Source organism: Microbacterium sp. SORGH_AS_0454, assembly GCF_031453395.1.
Taxonomy (GTDB): Bacteria; Actinomycetota; Actinomycetes; order Actinomycetales; family Microbacteriaceae; genus Microbacterium.
In genome coordinates, this window is the sequence record NZ_JAVIYS010000001.1 from 3052285 (window position 1) to 3067755 (window position 15471).

General features: G+C 73.0%; 15 protein-coding genes. 8 read left to right on the plus strand and 7 right to left on the minus strand.

The features are described from left to right. The first annotated feature begins 27 nt into the window (after window positions 1-27). A complete protein-coding gene (locus QE454_RS14685) occupies window positions 28-843 on the plus strand; it encodes a siderophore-interacting protein (protein WP_267787412.1) in 816 nt (271 codons plus the stop codon). Here QE454_RS14685 and QE454_RS14690 read toward each other — a convergent pair. From QE454_RS14690 to QE454_RS14705, 4 genes are read right to left on the minus strand one after another with little or no spacing between them, the layout of a single operon-like run. Next, a complete protein-coding gene (locus QE454_RS14690) occupies window positions 774-2051 on the minus strand; it encodes an isochorismate synthase MenF (RefSeq protein ID WP_307460195.1) in 1278 nt (425 codons plus the stop codon). The two genes, QE454_RS14685 and QE454_RS14690, sit on opposite strands and share 70 nt — an antisense overlap. Beyond that, the gene (locus QE454_RS14695; RefSeq protein ID WP_307460192.1) at window positions 2048-2785 is read right to left on the minus strand and encodes an SDR family oxidoreductase; all 738 of its coding nucleotides are present in this window, start codon (window positions 2783-2785) and stop codon (window positions 2048-2050) included. Before QE454_RS14695 ends, QE454_RS14690 begins: the two co-directional genes overlap by 4 nt. Beyond that, window positions 2782-4089, minus strand: coding sequence for a lysine N(6)-hydroxylase/L-ornithine N(5)-oxygenase family protein (locus QE454_RS14700; RefSeq protein WP_307460189.1), 1308 nt, complete (start codon window positions 4087-4089; stop codon window positions 2782-2784). Before QE454_RS14700 ends, QE454_RS14695 begins: the two co-directional genes overlap by 4 nt. After that, on the minus strand, window positions 4086-4736 hold the full coding sequence (locus tag QE454_RS14705; protein WP_307460186.1) for an isochorismatase family protein: 651 nt from the start codon (window positions 4734-4736) through the stop codon (window positions 4086-4088). Before QE454_RS14705 ends, QE454_RS14700 begins: the two co-directional genes overlap by 4 nt. A gap of 203 nt (window positions 4737-4939) precedes the next feature. On the opposite strand from QE454_RS14705, the gene QE454_RS14710 reads away from it, so the two are divergent. Together QE454_RS14710 and QE454_RS14715 are read left to right on the plus strand one after the other, a co-directional pair. Then, the gene (locus tag QE454_RS14710) at window positions 4940-5941 is read left to right on the plus strand and encodes an iron ABC transporter permease (RefSeq protein ID WP_307460184.1); all 1002 of its coding nucleotides are present in this window, start codon (window positions 4940-4942) and stop codon (window positions 5939-5941) included. Between the two features lie 58 nt (window positions 5942-5999). Beyond that, window positions 6000-7076 carry an iron chelate uptake ABC transporter family permease subunit gene (locus QE454_RS14715; protein WP_307460181.1) on the plus strand — a complete coding sequence of 359 codons (1077 nt, stop codon included), beginning with the start codon at window positions 6000-6002 and terminating at the stop codon, window positions 7074-7076. Window positions 7077-7277: 201 nt separating this feature from the next. Here QE454_RS14715 and QE454_RS14720 read toward each other — a convergent pair whose 3' ends face one another. Beyond that, the gene (locus tag QE454_RS14720; protein ID WP_309668729.1) at window positions 7278-8084 is read right to left on the minus strand and encodes an RNA methyltransferase; all 807 of its coding nucleotides are present in this window, start codon (window positions 8082-8084) and stop codon (window positions 7278-7280) included. Between the two features lie 152 nt (window positions 8085-8236). Continuing rightward, on the minus strand, window positions 8237-9439 hold the full coding sequence (locus QE454_RS14725) for an amidohydrolase family protein (RefSeq protein ID WP_210076541.1): 1203 nt from the start codon (window positions 9437-9439) through the stop codon (window positions 8237-8239). Window positions 9440-9557: 118 nt separating this feature from the next. Here QE454_RS14725 and QE454_RS14730 point away from each other — a divergent pair, with 118 nt between their 5' ends. Further along, on the plus strand, window positions 9558-10406 hold the full coding sequence (locus tag QE454_RS14730; protein ID WP_307460177.1) for a Sir2 family NAD-dependent protein deacetylase: 849 nt from the start codon (window positions 9558-9560) through the stop codon (window positions 10404-10406). 127 nt (window positions 10407-10533) lie between these two features. Here QE454_RS14730 and QE454_RS14735 read toward each other — a convergent pair whose 3' ends face one another. Beyond that, entirely contained in the window at window positions 10534-11373 is an 840-nt protein-coding gene (locus QE454_RS14735) for a PaaX family transcriptional regulator C-terminal domain-containing protein (RefSeq protein WP_210076545.1), read from the minus strand. Window positions 11374-11481: 108 nt separating this feature from the next. Between QE454_RS14735 and QE454_RS14740 the strand changes: the two genes are divergently transcribed. The 4 genes from QE454_RS14740 to QE454_RS14755 are packed head-to-tail and all read left to right on the plus strand — an operon-like array spanning window position 11482 to window position 15263. Continuing rightward, window positions 11482-12321 carry a lycopene cyclase family protein gene (locus tag QE454_RS14740; protein ID WP_309668730.1) on the plus strand — a complete coding sequence of 280 codons (840 nt, stop codon included), beginning with the start codon at window positions 11482-11484 and terminating at the stop codon, window positions 12319-12321. Beyond that, window positions 12311-12973, plus strand: coding sequence for a hypothetical protein (locus tag QE454_RS14745; RefSeq protein ID WP_309668797.1), 663 nt, complete (start codon window positions 12311-12313; stop codon window positions 12971-12973). The genes QE454_RS14740 and QE454_RS14745 overlap by 11 nt, the downstream gene beginning before the upstream one ends. Beyond that, entirely contained in the window at window positions 12970-14634 is a 1665-nt protein-coding gene (locus QE454_RS14750; RefSeq protein WP_210076550.1) for a (2,3-dihydroxybenzoyl)adenylate synthase, read from the plus strand. Before QE454_RS14745 ends, QE454_RS14750 begins: the two co-directional genes overlap by 4 nt. 17 nt (window positions 14635-14651) lie before the next feature. Beyond that, window positions 14652-15263 carry a flavin reductase family protein gene (locus QE454_RS14755; protein WP_210076552.1) on the plus strand — a complete coding sequence of 204 codons (612 nt, stop codon included), beginning with the start codon at window positions 14652-14654 and terminating at the stop codon, window positions 15261-15263. Window positions 15264-15471 lie beyond the last annotated feature (208 nt).

Genomic DNA, 15471 nt, shown 5'->3' on the forward strand with positions numbered 1-15471 from the left:
AACCGGCCGCCCACCGAGAGGATCCCCATGAGCCGCAGCCTGCGCCTGACCGAGAACCAGCGCGACGTGATCGCCCACCCGGCCCATGCGCACGGGCTCGCGGACGAGATCTCTCTCGTGCGGGATGCCGCGGAGATCTCGCCGATCGTCACGCGCGTGACGATCGATCTGGGCGGCACGCCCGACGCGGCGGAGTGGGCGAAGCCGAACACGGCGATCCGCATCGAGGTCCCCGCGCTCGACGACGACACCGCGCTCGTGTCGCGCGTGTACACCGTCCGCCGTTTCGAGGCGCCGCGCACGATCGAGGTCGACGTCGTGCGGCACGGTCACCGCACCCCGATGACGGCGTGGCTCGCCGGCATCCGCCCCGGTGACAGCGTGCGCGTGATCGGTCCGCGCACGCACCTGCTGCCCGCCCACGACGGGCGCCCGATCGAGCTCGTCGCCGACGACTCCGCGCTTCCGGCCGTAGCCTCGATCCTCGCGGCGTGGCCCGCGGGCAGCCGCGGGCGCGTCCGCACGACGAGCCGAGACGACGTGGTGCTGGCGCAGCTGCCGCCCGCGCCCGACGTGTCGGTCGAGCGCATCGCCGATGTCGACGCCGTCGAGGCCCCGGTCGGCGCCGTGCTGTGGGCCGCCGGGGAACGCGACGCCATGCGGGCGCTGCGCGCGCGGTGCCTCGCCGCCGGCATGGACAAGGCCGACCTGCGCGTCTTCGGCTACTGGAAGCAGGGCGTGAGCAACAGCATCATCGACGCCAAGCGCCTCGATCACTTCGCCGCGCTCCTGAAGGCGACCGGCTCGACCGACGGCGCCGACGACTTCGACATCGACATCTGAGACACCGGTGTCGGAGCCCCCGGCTCCGAAGATCCGGGCGACGAAGCCCCCCGCACCGCAGACACCGACATCTGAGCCACCGGCTCCGCGGCCCCGAGCGCGCGCAGAAGGGTGCGGAACTTCGCCCCCGTCTCCTCGATCTCGCGCTCGGGCTCGGAGTCGGCCACGATCCCCGCGCCCGCGAAGAGCCGGATCGTGCGTCCGGCGATCTCGGCGCTGCGGATGCCGAGGGCCCACTCCCCGTCGCCCGAGGCGTCGGTCCAGCCGACGGGCCCCGCGAACGGTCCGCGCGGGAACGGCTCGAGCGCCTCGATCGCCGCGACCGCGTCCGCCGTGGGCACCCCGCCGACGGCCGGGGTGGGATGAAGGGCGAGAGCCAGCTCGGCGGAGGTGACCGTCGGGTCGTCGAGCACACCCTCGATCGTCGTCCCGAGGTGCCACATCGTCGGCGTCGCGACGACGTCGGGGCGATCGGGCACGCGCAGGTTGCGGCAGAACGGGCCGAGGGCGGCCGCGATCGCGTCGACGACGAAGCGGTGCTCGCCGAGGTCTTTCGTCGAGGTGGCCAGAGCCGCGGCCCGCGCCCGATCGACCTCGGGATCGGCGCTGCGCGGCAGGGAGCCCGCGAGCGGGACGCTGCGCACCGCCGTTCCCACCCGGCGGATCAACAGTTCGGGGCTCGCGCCGAAGAACACGCGCGGGTCGGCGGTGGTGCCGAGGTCGAAGGCGAAGCCGAACGCGGTCGGGTTCGCGTCGAACAGCGCCTGTACGAGAGCGGCGCGCGGCACGTCGGGTGGAAGATCGGCGACGAGGGTGCGCGCGAGCACGACCTTGTCGAGCCGCCCTGCCCGCAGGGCGTCGAGCGCCTCGTCGACGAGCGCGCCGAAGACGTGCGCCTCCGGCTCGGGCACGAAGCGCAGACCGACGTCGCGCGGCGCGGTGGCGGCCACGGCGGTGCGCGCCTGCACGCCCTCGCGCAGCGTGTCGGTCGTCGCGACGCGTGCCGGAACGATGAGGTGCGCGTCGCGTGCGGGGTCGAAGCCGAGCGAACCCAGCACGAGGGGCACCCCGTCGTCGTGAGCGGCCGCGATGCGCTGCAGCACCGGGCCCGTGGCATCCGCTCGCCGACGCCCGAAGGCGACGACCGTCCGCTTGCTGCCGCGGTAGATCGCCGAGGCGCCACCGGGGAGGGGGGCGAGGGCGCTCATGCTCCGAGCCCCGCTCCCCCGTCGACCGTGAGCGTCTGCATCGTCACGTGCCGGGCGTCGTCCGACACCAGGAATCCGACCACCCGGGCGATGTCCACCGGGTCGGCGATCCGCCCCAGCGGGATGCCGAGCCGGAACGCGTCGGCGTCTCCCGCCACCACACTGTCGCGACCGGCGCCGGTGATCGCGTGGAAGTCGCGCTGCATCGCGGTGTCGGTGGATCCGGGAGCGACGATGTTGCACCGGATGCCGAGAGCCGACGCCTCGAGTCCGAGGGTGCGCACGAGGGCGTTCGCGGCTGCCTTCGACGCGCCGTACGCCGCCATGCCCGCGCGCGGGATGACCGCGGCGTTGGAGGTGACGGCGACGAACGATCCACCGCCCGCCTCGACCAGGTGCGGCATCGCCGCGCGCGCGAGGGCGAGCACGCCCCCGGCGTTGACGCGGACGAGATCGAGCAGGTCGTCGATCGAGGTCTCCAGCGCGGATGCCACGTGGAACACGCCCGCCACGCTCGCGGCTCCCACGAGCGGACCGAGCCGGTCGCGGGCCTCGGCGACGGCCTCCCCCAGGGCGGCCTCGTCGGTGACGTCGGCGACCAGCGGGATCGCGCCCTCCACGGCCTCGGACCGGGCGCGGTCGATCGCGGCGACGGAGAACCCGCGCGCGACGAGGTCGGCGACGACGGCGCGGCCGATGCCGCCCGCGGCTCCCGTGACGACGACGGCGCTCATGAGACGCCGTTTCCGACGAGGGCGCCGGCGAACGCACCCTGCGGGTCGCGCACGCGCCGGGCGTCGAGCGACTCGGCGATCTCGCCCGCGCGGACGGCGACCGCCGACAGCAGCGACGACGTCAGGCCGTGCGTGTGCTCGGTTCCGCCCTGCAGGTACACCGCGGGGGCGAAGGCCTCGTCGGTGCGCAAGCGATAGTCGCGTTCGACGATCACCCGGCCCTGCTCGTCACGCGCGAATCGGGAGGCGAGCGCCGGCAGCAGGTCGTCGACCGAGACGGGCTCGTAACCGGTGGCGAACACGACGGCGTCGACCTCGATCTCGCGGGTCGTGCCGCGCGATTCGTCGCGGACGGTCAGGGTGACGCCGTCGGGGCCGTCGACGACGCGCTCGACGCGGCTGACGTTCTCGACGTGCAGGCGCCGGGCGCCCCGCACGATCTCGGCGTACTCCCGCCGGTACAGCTCCTCGATGAGGTCGAGGTCGACGACCGAGTAGTTCGTGTTCGCGTGCACGCGCAGCAGCCGCTCGCGGATGTCGGCAGGGGCGCCGTGGAACTCGTCGACCGTCGCCGGGTCGAAGATGCGGTTGGCGTAGGGGCTGTCGTCGGCGGGTGCGAACCCGAAGCGTCCGAAGATCGCGTGCACCGCGGCATCCGGATACCCGGCGTGCAGATACTCGACGATCTCGGCCGCGCTCTGGCCGGCTCCCACGACCGCGAACCGGCGATGGGCGGATGCCGGGAGCGCGGCGAGCGCGGAGAGGAACGCGTCGGAGTGCCACACGCGGGGCGACGGCTCGACGCCGTGGGGCAGGCGGGGGCGGAGGCCCGCTCCGACGACGATGCTGTCGGTCTCGACGATCTCGCGGCGACCGTCGCGCACGATGTCGACGGCGAGGGCGTCGACCCGGTCGCCGTCGCCGACGGGGCGGACCCCGACGACCTCGGTGCCGTAGTCGCAGACGGGGGCGACGCGCGCGGCGGCCCACTGCAGGTAGTCGTGGAACTCGAGGCGGGTGGGGAACGACGTCTTGAGGTTGATGTAGTCGATCAGGCGACCCTGCTCGTGCAGGTAGTTGACGAAGCTGAAGGAGCTCCGCGGGTCGCGGAGGGTGACGAGGTCCTTGAGGTGGTTGACCTGCAGCGTCGCGCCGGGCAGCAGCATGTCGCGGTGCCATCCGAAGCACTCCTGGCGTTCGAAGAACCGCATCCGGCCGGTGTCGCCGCGTTCCTCGAGCGCGATGGCGAGGGCGAGGTTGGAGGGACCGAAGCCGATGCCGACGGCGTCGTAGCGCGCGGTCATCGGGGAACCGCCGCCATGGCGCCGGCGAGCGCCCGCGACACCTGGTCGGCGGTGGTGACGACGCCGCAGCGGCGGGCGACGTACGACAGCGCCATCTCGTGGTCGTCCCGCGAGAAGTCGGCGACGGCGTCGGCGACGAGGAACGCCTGCCGGTCGCCCATGAACGCGCTCGCCGCGGTCATGAGGCACCCGATGTGCGCGTACACGCCGGTGATGATGATCTGGTCGCGGCCGAGGTCGGCGAGCAGGTCTTCGAGGCCCGAGCGCACGAACGCGTCGTACCGCCACTTGGTGAGGCGGTGGTCGTGCGCGCGCGGTTCGAGTTCGGCGACGATGCGCTCGCCGTCGCCGCTCGGCACGCCGGCCCCCCAGAGGTCGAGCTGCAGCCCGCGTTCGACGGGTGACTGCCCGCCGGGCTGGGCCGTATACACGACGGGAACGCCCGCGGCGTCGGCGACCTCGCGCAGGTTATGGATCGCCGCGACCGCGGGGGCGAAGGGCTCGGCGCCGCGTACGAACGCGCCGGCGAAGTGCTCCTGCATGTCGTGTACGAGCAGCACGCTGCGCTCCGGATCGATGCGCCAGTCCAGCGTCGACGCGGGGATCTCGGTCGGCGCGGTGTAGGGCCGGATGCGGGGAAGAGCCATGGGCACCCTCTCGTCTCGGGTCGGCTGCGATCGGTGCAGCTGGGGGGAACGGCCCTCCGATCGGGGGCCGGGGCGGCTCGTCGATGCGAGCCGGCGCCCGAGCAAGTAAAGTTAGGCTAACCAAACTTTGTCAAGCGTGCCCCGACCGAGAGGACCCCGGCGACGTGACGCTCTTTCGCGTGCCTGCACGGCGGGAATTCCGGATGCCGCAGCTGCGGCGCCGACGCCGCGCGGCGATCCCGGTGCTCGCGGTGGCCCTGCTCGCCGCCGTGGCCCTGAGTCTGGCCCTGGGCGGTCGCGAGATCTCGTTCCCGGCCCTGATGGACGCGGTCTTCTCGCCGGGCAGCGCCGACCAATCGGCCGTCGTGTGGGGGCTCCGCGCCCCGCGGACCGTGGTCGGGATCCTCGCCGGGGCGGGTTTCGCCGTGGCGGGGGCGCTGATCCAGGCCGTCTCGCGCAACCCGCTCGCCGAGCCGGGCATCGTCGGGGTGAGCGCCGGCGCGGGTTTCGCCGTGACCCTCGCCGCGGCGGTGTGGGGCATCGCCTCGCCCTCCGCCGTGGCGGGAGTGGCGTTCGCGGGGGCGTTGCTGACCACGGCCGTCGTCCTGGCGATCGGTCGCACCGGACGCCCGGGAGGCTCGGCCCGCATGCTGCTGGCCGGGGTCGCGATCGCGGCGATCCTCGGGGGCCTGTCGACGGGCATCGCCCTGCGCGACACCTCGGCCTTCACCGCCGTGCGCAACTGGGCGCTCGGGTCGATCGTGGCGACCGGGTACGACGAGGCGCGGGTCATGGGGCTCGTCATCGCGGCCGGGGTGGTGGTGGCGTTCGCGTGCGCCCCGGGCCTCAACGCGCTCGCCCTCGGCGACGAGCTCGCCGCCTCGCTCGGTACGCGCGCGGCGTGGGTCCGCGGCACCGGCGTCGTCGCGATCGCCCTCACCGCCGGCGGGGCGACGGCCCTGACCGGCGGAATCGTCTTCTTGGGGCTCATGGTGCCGCACGCGATGCGATGGATCGTCGGCCCCGACCAGCGGTGGATCCTCGCGACGTCTCTGCTCGCCGCCCCCGCGCTCGTGCTCGTCGCCGACGTGATCGGGCGCCTCATCGCCGCCCCCGGGGAGATCCCCGTGGGCGTGGTCGTCGCGGTCGTCGGGGCGCCGGTGCTCATCGCGATGGTCCGCCGTCGGGAGGTGAGCGGACTGTGAACGTCATCGCCGCACCGCCCCCCATCATGACGCTCCGCCGTCGGGAGGTGAGCGGACTGTGAGGGTCGCTCCCCCGCCGTCCTCACGCGAGAGCGAGCCGACGGCCGCCCCCGCCGCACGGCATCCCGCCCCCACGGCACCCCCGCGCCGCCGCGCCGCGCGCCGTACCGTCCTCGTCACGACCGGGCTGTTCCTCGCCGCCGTTGCGCTCTCGGTCCTGTCCCTGACGCTCGGGAAGTACCCCATCGCTCCCGACCGCCTCCTCGCCGTGGCACTGGGCACCGGCAGCGACTTCGAGCGACTCGTGCTCGTCGAGTGGCGCCTGCCGACGGCGATCGCCGCGGTCGTGTTCGGCGCCGCCCTGGGACTCGCCGGCGCGATCGTCCAGCGTCTCACCCGCAACCCGCTCGGCTCCCCCGACCTCGTCGGCATCGACGTGGGCGCGTTCACGGGCGTGGCGATCGCGATGATCCTGCTCGGCGCGAAGGGCTTCTGGCAGGTCGCCGCCGCCGCATCCCTGGGCGGTCTGCTCACGGCCGCGCTCGTGACGGTGCTCGCGTATCGGGGCGGGCTGTCGACGTTCCGCCTCATCGTCGTCGGCATCGCGGTGGCCGCGGCGCTGGGGTCCGTCAACGCCTACCTCATCACGCGCGCCGATGTGGGCGACGCCATGTCGGTGGGGCTCTGGGGAGCGGGTTCGCTCACCCGCGTGTCGTGGGAGAGTCTCGCACCGAGCGTGGTGATCCTCGTGCTCGTCGGCGCCGCCGCGCTGCTCACCACCCGGTCGCTGCGCAGCCTCGATCTCGGCGACGACGTCGCCACCGCTCACGGCGTCGCGGTCGTGCGCTTGCGTCTGACGCTGATCGCTCTCGCCGTCGTCTTGACCGCGGTCGTGACCGCCAACACCGGTCCGCTCGCGTTCGTCGCACTCGCGGCTCCCCACGTCGCCCGGCGCCTCGCTCCCGGCACGGGCCTCATCCCGGCGATCGGCGCCGGGGCGTTCCTCCTCGCCTCCGCGCAGCTCGTCGCGCTCGTGCTGGGTCTCGCGGGTATCGCTGCTCCCGTGGGTCTGGTCACCCTCTCGCTCGGCGGCGCGTACCTGCTGACGCTGCTCGTGGGTGCGCGGCGGCGGTGAGCGGCGGGACGACGGGTCGAGACGCCGGCCTGTGCGTGCGCGCGTGCACCGACGCTCTCGGCGCACGGCCGGAGCTGCTCGACGACCGCGGCCACGACCCGTGGACGGGCGCAGCCCGCGGTGTTTCGTCGGGCGGTCACGCCGTGGTTGACCGCCCTCCCGCGGAGACGGCGGCCCACGGAGTCGGCCGCCGCGTATCGTTCAGCGCCGCCCGCGCCCCAGCTCCCACAGAGCCACCGCGCTCGCCGCGGCGACGTTGAGAGAGTCCACTCCCCCGGCCATCGGGATCGTCACCACGGTGTCGGCCGCGTCCAGCGCGCGGCGTGACAGCCCGTCGCCCTCGGCCCCCATCAGCAGGGCGACGCGCTCGTGCCCCGCCGCCGAGAAGTCGTCGAGGGTGACCGCATCGTCCGACAGCGCGAGGGCCGCGAGATGCAGCCCCGCATCGTGCAGCAGGGGGGCGGCCTCCGACCATTCGGGCAGTCGCGTCCACGGCACCTGGAACACCGTGCCCATGCTCACGCGCACACTCCGGCGGTACAGCGGGTCGGCGCAGCGGGGCGTGACGAGCACGGCATCCGCACCGAGGGCCGCCGCCGAACGGAATGCCGCCCCGATATTCGTATGGTCGACGATGTCCTCGAGCACGACGACGAGCCGCGCGTCTCTCACGACCTCTTCGACGGATGCCAGCGCCGGACGATGCATGGACGCCAAGAGCCCCCGATGCACGGTGTACCCCGTCACCTGCTCGGCGATCTCGGCCGCGACGACGTAGATCTCGGCATCCCCTCCGACGAGGGCGAGGGCGTCGGCGAGGAACTTGTCCTGCACGAGCACGGAGCGCGGACGGTGCCCCGCGCGGAGGGCGCGGTCGAGCACCTTCGAGGACTCGGCGATGTAGAGCCCGCCCGCGGGCTCTGTCACCCGGCGCAGCGACACATCGGTGAGGTCGCGGTAGTCGGCGAGGCGCGGGTCGTCGGCGGAGTCGAGAGGGATGACGGGCATCGTCCCATCGTGCCAGCCGAGCCGCGCTCCGGCCGCGCGCGCCCCCGCCGAGTGTCCACGACACACCGCGACCCCGCGGGCCGTGGCGGCGTGTCGTGGAAACCCGACCGGTGAGCAGGGCTCGCCGCGGGATGGACGCGACGGCGCGCGCCTCACGCGACGTGCAGCACACTCCCGCCAGCGACCACGAGCATCCGCTCGGGCACGCGCACCAGCGCGTCGAGGGGGTTCTCGGCCTCGACGAGCACGATGTCGGCGCGCGCGCCCTCGACGAGGTCGTGCACCTCGCGCCCCACGGCCCAGGCGCCCGCGCTGGTCGCCAGCCGCATCACGCGCAGCAGGTCCTCATCGCGCGCGAGGCCCGCCGCGCGGGCGTACTGCCACGCGATACCCAGGGTGTCACCGGTGCCGTAGGGGCTCCACAGATCCCGGATGCCGTCGGTGCCGAACGCGAAGCGCACGCCGGCCGCGTCGAGCTCGGCGAGGGGCAGCTGCGGCACGCGGAGCGGGGCGACCGTGGTCATCGTGACCCCGACCTCGGCCATGGCCGCGAGCAGGTCGCGGCGACGCGCCGGGTCGAGCTGCGCGACGGCGAAGCCGTGGGCGACGTTCACGCGACCCGCGAGCCCGAGGCGCGCGGCGCGGTCCACGAGCAGCTCGATCTGGAACGCGCCGAGCTCGGCGGGGTCGTGCAGGTGGATGTCGATTCCCGCGCCCGTGTCGGCGGCGAGCTCGGCGATCGCGTCGATCTGCCCCACCGGGTCGCGGTCGATGGTGGCGGGGTCCAGCCCGCCGATCCACTCGACGCTCGGGCGGGTCGCTGCCTCGCGGAGAAGGTCGAGGACACCGGGGCGACGGAGGACTCCGTCCTGCGGGAAGGCGACGATGCGCACGTCGAGCGCCCCCTGATAGGCGGCGGCGGCTTCGTCGACCGCGTCGATGCCACGCAGGCCGAGCTCGGCGTCGACGTCGACGTGGGTGCGGATCGCGGTGGTGCCGTAACGGACGAGCTCGCGCAGCACGTACGCGGAGCGCTCGAGAGAGGGGATGCCGAGGCGATCGCGCTCGGCGCGTTCGTGCCGGATGCGCCCCTCGGTGCTCCCCTCACCGCCGTAGGACTGCCAGGGCAGTCCCCACCACGACTTGTCGAGGTGGGCGTGGGCGTTCACGAGGCCCGGCAGCGCCAGCAGGCCCCGTCCATCGAACTCGCGCACCCCGATCGGGGCGGTCCCGGCGGGGGTGATCGCGGTGATGACCCCGTCGGCCATCGCGATGTCGACGGGGTCGCCGCCCCAGGGCCGCACACGGCGGAGGCAGGTGATCTCGAGCATGGCGGGTGGGGGGAGAGCGCTCATCCCTCCAGTATCGACGCCACAGGCCCGCGGCCACCGGGGGTGTGCCCGCTGCACCGCGTCCGGTACGCGCGGACCGGACGCGGTGCCCCGCCGTAGACTCGACGACACGGAGGTGTGCATGACCGACACGACGGAGGAGACCGAGTTCTCGGCATCCATCGATCGCGCCGTCGACGTGCTCGCGGGCCGCAAGATCGCCGTGCTGACGGGCGCGGGCGTGTCGACCGACTCGGGGATCCCCGACTACCGGGGCAAGGGCGCACCCACGCGCACGCCCATGACGGCGCAGCAGTTCCTCTCGAGCGCCGACGCCCGTCGCCGCTACTGGGTGGGCAGCCACCTGGGCTGGAAGGTGTTCGCGGCCGCGCAGCCGAACGACGGCCATCGCGCCCTCGCCGATCTCGAGTCCGCGGGAGTCGCCAACGGCGTCGTCACCCAGAACGTCGACGGTCTGCACGTGCGCGCGGGCAGCGGCCGGGTGGTCGAGCTGCACGGCACGATGCGCCGGGTCGGCTGCCTCCAGTGCGGGCAGGTGTTCGACCGCCGCGATCTGGCCGAGCGCGTCGAAGCCGACAACCCCTGGATCACGTTGCCCGAGAACGTCGAGCTCGGCCCCGACGGCGACGTGACCCCGGCTTCGGCCGACGGGTTCGTCGTCCCGGTGTGCTCGGTGTGCGAGGGCACGCTCAAGCCCGACGTCGTGTTCTTCGGCGAGTACATCCCGGTCGAGAAGTTCCGCGAGGCCGAGCAGCTCGTCCACATGAGCGAGGCTCTGGTCATCGCCGGTTCGTCGCTCGTGGTCAACTCCGGCATCCGACTGGTCGAGCGGGCGCGGCGCAGGCGCCTCCCGGTGGTCATCGTCAATCGCGGCGAGACCCGCGCCGACCAGCGCGCGGCGGTCAAGATCGACGGCGGCACGACGCACGTGCTGCGCGCTCTCGCCGACCGGCTGCCGGCACTGCTCTGAGACCCGGCTCCTCTCGCGCGGCGAACTGCCAGGCGAACGGCGACGCTGTGATCGCACGCCGACACCGCGGCCGCATGCGCCCGCGGGGAGAGGCGGCCCGCGCCATCCGGTGCCGCGCCCACCGCCGTCACCGCTCCCGCGTGAAGCCCACCACTCCGCCGTCGAGGAACGCCCGGTGCGCCCCGCGCACGGTCATGCCGGTGAGACGCTCGATCGCGGAGGTCGCCCCGGGGCGCAGCTCGCCGTGGCGGCGCACGAAGACCTCGTGGGCGCGGGGGGCGTTCCACCCCGCGGGCAGCAGGTCGGCCGGCAGGTCGGGATCAGTGAAGGGGAAGCGGCGGTAGTCGTCGGTGAGGCGCACGCGGGCCACCAGGGCATCGTCGTCGGTCCCGCCGTCGGCCGGGCTGTCGTGCCGCGCCACGAACGTGCCGTACAGCGCGTCGAGCGCGTCGAGGTCCCACCCGCGCGCGGCGATCGATCGGTCGTGGTCGAGGTCGCCGCTGCGGCTGAGGAACACGTCGGAGCTCACGCCGTTGGTCTCCATCAGATCGCGCGCTGCGGCCATGCGGTCGCCGGGTGCGACCCAGATCGCGGGCTGCAGCTGCCCGAAGCCCAGCCAGGTGAGCTGTTTGCGCACTTCGTCGCGGGCCGAGCGGTCGCCCGCGCGCGTCGCGATGAGCGTCCACTGGCCGCCCCACTCGCCGGACACGTGACGGAAGATACGTTCGCGTCCCTCGTCGAGCAGCTGCCAAGCCTTGGGCGAGAGCACGTAGGTGGTCAAACGACCGTCACGGCGGGTCTCGAACCATCCCTCGGCCCGCAGGCGCGACATCACCACGCGGGTGGTGGCCGGCTCGACCTCGAAGAGCTGGAGCACGTCGCTGAGTCCGCGCAGCGGAGCCTCCCCGTCGCCGCAGTAGCGGAAGTAGTCCCCGAAGAGCGTGAAGACGAGAGAGCGGGGGCGCATGCGAGAACGTTACCCGACCATCATGTAACGGAGCTATGGCGCAGAACGCGTTTATGTTGCATACTCGTTGCGTCGTGACGGTTCGACATTCTCAGCGAGGAGGCTGACATGCGTATCGCAATCATCGGAGGCGGCCCGGGCGGGCTGCTCTTCGCCGCCCTGGCCGCGCGGAACATCCCCGGGGCTCACGTCGACCTGTTCGAGCGCAATCGCGCCGACGAGGCCTTCGGCTTCGGCGTCGTCTTCTCGAACGCGACGCAGAGCGGGGTGGATGCCGCCGACTCGGCGCTGCGCGAGACCCTCGACGCGTCGGGGGTGCGGTGGGACGCCATCCGCGTCACCGCGAAGGGCGAGACCATGACCTTCGCCGGCAACGGCATGGGCGCCGTGCTGCGCAAGGATCTGCTCGCCGCCCTCCAGCAGCGGGCCGTCGCCGCCGGGGCGCATCTGCACTTCTCCGCTCCGCGATGCATCGACGAACTCGGCGACTACGACGTGATCGTTGCCGCCGACGGAGCGAACTCGCAGACGCGCGCCGCGATCGGCGACGACACCCTGGGGGTGACGTACGAGACGGCCGCGGCGAAGTTCATCTGGTTCGCCACCGACGCCCCCTTCGAGGGACTCACGTTCCTGCACACCCACGCCGAGGGTCTTCCCGACGACGTCGCCGGCGTCTTCGCGGCGCACGCCTATCCGATCGGCGGCGGCCTGTCGACCTTCATCGTCGAGACCGACGAAGACACCTGGCGCGCCGCCGGTCTCGACGCCTTCGCCCCCACCACTCCCCCGGGCCCGAGCGACGAGCACAGCCAGCACCGGCTCGAGCAGATCTTCGCCCCCCTCATCGGCGGCGCGCGCCTCATCGGCAACAACTCCCGGTGGGGCAACTTCGCGCACCATCCGCGCGCGCAGCTGGCACCGCGGCAACGTCGCGCTGCTCGGTGACGCCGTGCACACCGCGCACTTCTCGGTGGGCAGCGGCACGAAGATGTCGCTCGAAGACGCCATCGCCCTCGCCGACGCTCTCGCGGCGCACCCCGACGACGTCGAGGCCGCGTTCCTCGCGTACGAGGGCGTGCGACAGCCGCAGGTCGCCCGCATTCAGGGCGCGGCGCGGCCCAGCCTGTCCTGGTGGGAGAACTTCGGGACGTACTTCCACGCGTTCGAGCCCTGGCAGTTCGGTTTCCACTTCTTCTCGCGCGCCCTTCCCGCGGCCAAGATCGCGCGCCGCGACCCGGATGCCGTGGACCGTGCCCTGCGACAGTGGCAGAACAGGCACGGCGCCCCGCCCCTCGAGTCGGCGGTGACGGGGCTCCTCGACAGACGTGTGCTCGACCGCGACCAGCTGCCCCCGGTCGTCACGGTCGCTGCGGGCGACGGGATCCGTCCCGACGACGCCGTGCGCGAGGCCCTCGCCGGTCACGCCGACGCGTCGGCGGTGCTCGTCACGGGCGGCAGCGCGCTCGATCGCCAGCTCACCGCCGAGGCCGCTCGCCTGCGACACGGCGTGGCGGCGATCATCGACGAGCCCGAATGCGACGAGGATCGCGCCATGACGCTGGTGCTCTCGGGCCGCGCGGATGCGGTGCTGCGATGAAGACGCGCGAGGGGACGACGCCCTGGCCCGCCGACGTCGCCGCGCGGTACCGCGCCGAGGGGCTGTGGCAGGGCCGCACGCTCGGTGACGCGTTCGCCGAAGCCGCGCACGTGCACGCCGACCGGGTCGCTCTCGTCGACGACGAGGTCTCCCTGACCTACACCGAGCTGCACGACCGGGTCGAGGCGTGCGCGGCGCGTCTGATCGATCTGGGCCTCGCCCCCGACGATCGCGTCGTCGTGCAGCTGCCGAACCACTGGACGTTCGTCGTTCTGACGGTCGCGTGTCTGCGGGCCGGGATCGTGCCGGTCATGGCGCTTCCCGCCCACCGTGAGCACGAGTTGCGGCACCTGGTCTCGGCATCCGAGGCCGTCGCGCTCGTCACTCCCGACGCCCTGCGCGACTTCGATCACCTGGCGCTCGCCCGCGCTCTAAGGGCGTCGAGCCCGACCGTGCGGCACCTGATCGTGCTGAGCGACGACGACGACGCTCCCGACGCCGTCAGCCTCAGGGCCCTGTGCGCACCGTCCGACGACTCGATCCGCGGTCGGGCGCTGCCGAGACCGGATGCCGCCGACGTCGCCGTGTTCCTGCTCTCGGGCGGCACAACGGGCCTTCCCAAGCTCATCGCCCGCACGCACGACGACTACCTCTGCAACATCGTCCTGACCTCGCCGCCCTCGGCGGTCGATCGCGACACGGTATACCTCGCGACGCTGCCCATGGGACACAACTTCCCGCTCGCGTGCCCCGGCATCCTGGGCACCCTGCTCGCCGGCGGCGCTGTCGTGCCGTTGGTTTCTCCGCGGCCCGAGCGCGCGTTCGCGGCCATCGAGCGGCACGGAGTCACCCACACCGCCGCGGTGCCCGCGGTGGTCGCCTCGTGGCTCGATCACGCCGGCGCCGTGGGGTTCGACGCGCTCGGGAGCCTCCGCGTGCTGCAGGTGGGCGGAGCGCGCCTCGCCGACGAACTGGCCGAGCGCGTCGTGAAGGCGCTGCCGGGCACGCTGCAGCAGGTGTTCGGCATGGCCGAGGGGCTCATCAACGTCACGCGGCTCGACGATCCGGTCGAGGTCGTCGTCGGTACGCAGGGGCGTCCCGTGTCGCCCCTCGACGAGCTCCGCGTGGTCGACGAGACGAGCGGGCTCGACGTCGCCCCGGGCGTACCCGGCGTGCTGCTCACCCGAGGCCCCTACACGCCGCGCGGGTACTACGACGCTCCGGAGACCAACGCGCGCTCCTTCACCCCCGACGGCTTCTACATCACCGGCGACATCGTGCGCCGGCGTCCGGACGGGAACCTCGTCGTCGAGGGACGCAGTAAAGACATGATCAACCGCGGCGGCGAGAACATCTCGGCCGAAGAGGTCGAGAACCTCGCCTACGCCCTGGCGGGGGTGCGCCTCGCCGCGGCGGTGGCCATGCCGCACGACACCCTGGGTGAGACGGTGTGCCTGTTCGCCGTGCTGTCCGACGGGCACGACCTCGATCTCGGCGCGGTGAGGGCGCACTTCGATGCCTGTGGCGTCGCGGCGTTCAAACGCCCCGACCACCTCGTGACGGTGACCGAGCTGCCGTTGACGAAGGTCGGCAAGATCGACAAGAAGGCCCTGCGCGAACGTCTCGTCGCCGAGCGGTCCGCCGAGCTCACCGCATCCTGAACCGGAAGGAGCGTTCGATGTTCATCGACGCCGCGGGGCTCTCCCCCGCCGACACGTACCGCCTGCTCGTCGGATCGGTCGTGCCCCGCCCGATCGCGTGGGTGACGAGCGGGCGGGAGCCCGTGAACCTCGCCCCGTTCAGTTCGTTCACCTGGGTGAGCCAGCATCCCGCGATGCTGGGCTTCACCGTCAACAAGCGCGCGAACGGCCGCAAAGACACCGTGCGCAACATCGAGGAGCAGGGCGAGTTCGTGGTGAACATCGCCGACGAGGCGATGCTCGAAGCGCTGCACGCGAGTTCGGAATGGATGCCGCCGGAGGTCGGCGAGGCCGACCGCCTGGGTCTCGCCCTCGCGGAGTCGCGCGTCATCGGCATTCCGGGTTTGGCCGACGCCCCCGTGCGCATGGAGTGCCGATACCACTCCACGACCGCGTTCAGCCCGACGGGCGGCGAGTTCGTCGTCGGCACGGTGGTCGCCTGGTCGATCCGCGACGACGTCGTGCGGCTCGGCTCCACCGGTGCGGCCAGCATCGACACCGAACTGCTGCGGCCGATCGGCCGTCTCGCCGGCCCGCGCTACACCCCGCTCGGCGAGGTGGTCGAGCTGCCGCCGGTTCCGGGCGGGTGAATTGCTCCACGCGTGAGACCCCGTGGGGTCTGCACGGGGCCCTGTGAGACGTCGACTCACCCCGGCTTGGGAGCGGAGCGCATCGGCGTCGGACGACCTCAGGTGTCCGAGATCGAGAACGGCGATCTCGAGAACATGAAGGTCCGCACGATCCGGGGATACCCGAGGCCGACGGCGGCAGCTTCGTCATCGAGTGCGTCACGGGCGA

Bases quoted from the DNA above. Each gene is read 5' to 3' on its own strand.
- QE454_RS14685 (WP_267787412.1), top strand. From the start codon at position 28: ATGAGCCGCAGCCTGCGCCTGACCGAGAACCAGCGCGACGTGATCGCC.
- QE454_RS14690 (WP_307460195.1), bottom strand. From the start codon at position 2,051: ATGAGCGCCCTCGCCCCCCTCCCCGGTGGCGCCTCGGCGATCTACCGC.
- QE454_RS14695 (WP_307460192.1), bottom strand. From the start codon at position 2,785: ATGAGCGCCGTCGTCGTCACGGGAGCCGCGGGCGGCATCGGCCGCGCC.
- QE454_RS14700 (WP_307460189.1), bottom strand. From the start codon at position 4,089: ATGACCGCGCGCTACGACGCCGTCGGCATCGGCTTCGGTCCCTCCAAC.
- QE454_RS14705 (WP_307460186.1), bottom strand. From the start codon at position 4,736: ATGGCTCTTCCCCGCATCCGGCCCTACACCGCGCCGACCGAGATCCCC.
- QE454_RS14710 (WP_307460184.1), top strand. From the start codon at position 4,940: ATGCCGCAGCTGCGGCGCCGACGCCGCGCGGCGATCCCGGTGCTCGCG.
- QE454_RS14720 (WP_309668729.1), bottom strand. From the start codon at position 8,084: ATGCCCGTCATCCCTCTCGACTCCGCCGACGACCCGCGCCTCGCCGAC.
- QE454_RS14725 (WP_210076541.1), bottom strand. From the start codon at position 9,439: ATGAGCGCTCTCCCCCCACCCGCCATGCTCGAGATCACCTGCCTCCGC.
- QE454_RS14730 (WP_307460177.1), top strand. From the start codon at position 9,558: ATGACCGACACGACGGAGGAGACCGAGTTCTCGGCATCCATCGATCGC.
- QE454_RS14735 (WP_210076545.1), bottom strand. From the start codon at position 11,373: ATGCGCCCCCGCTCTCTCGTCTTCACGCTCTTCGGGGACTACTTCCGC.
- QE454_RS14740 (WP_309668730.1), top strand. From the start codon at position 11,482: ATGCGTATCGCAATCATCGGAGGCGGCCCGGGCGGGCTGCTCTTCGCC.
- QE454_RS14750 (WP_210076550.1), top strand. From the start codon at position 12,970: ATGAAGACGCGCGAGGGGACGACGCCCTGGCCCGCCGACGTCGCCGCG.
- QE454_RS14755 (WP_210076552.1), top strand. From the start codon at position 14,652: ATGTTCATCGACGCCGCGGGGCTCTCCCCCGCCGACACGTACCGCCTG.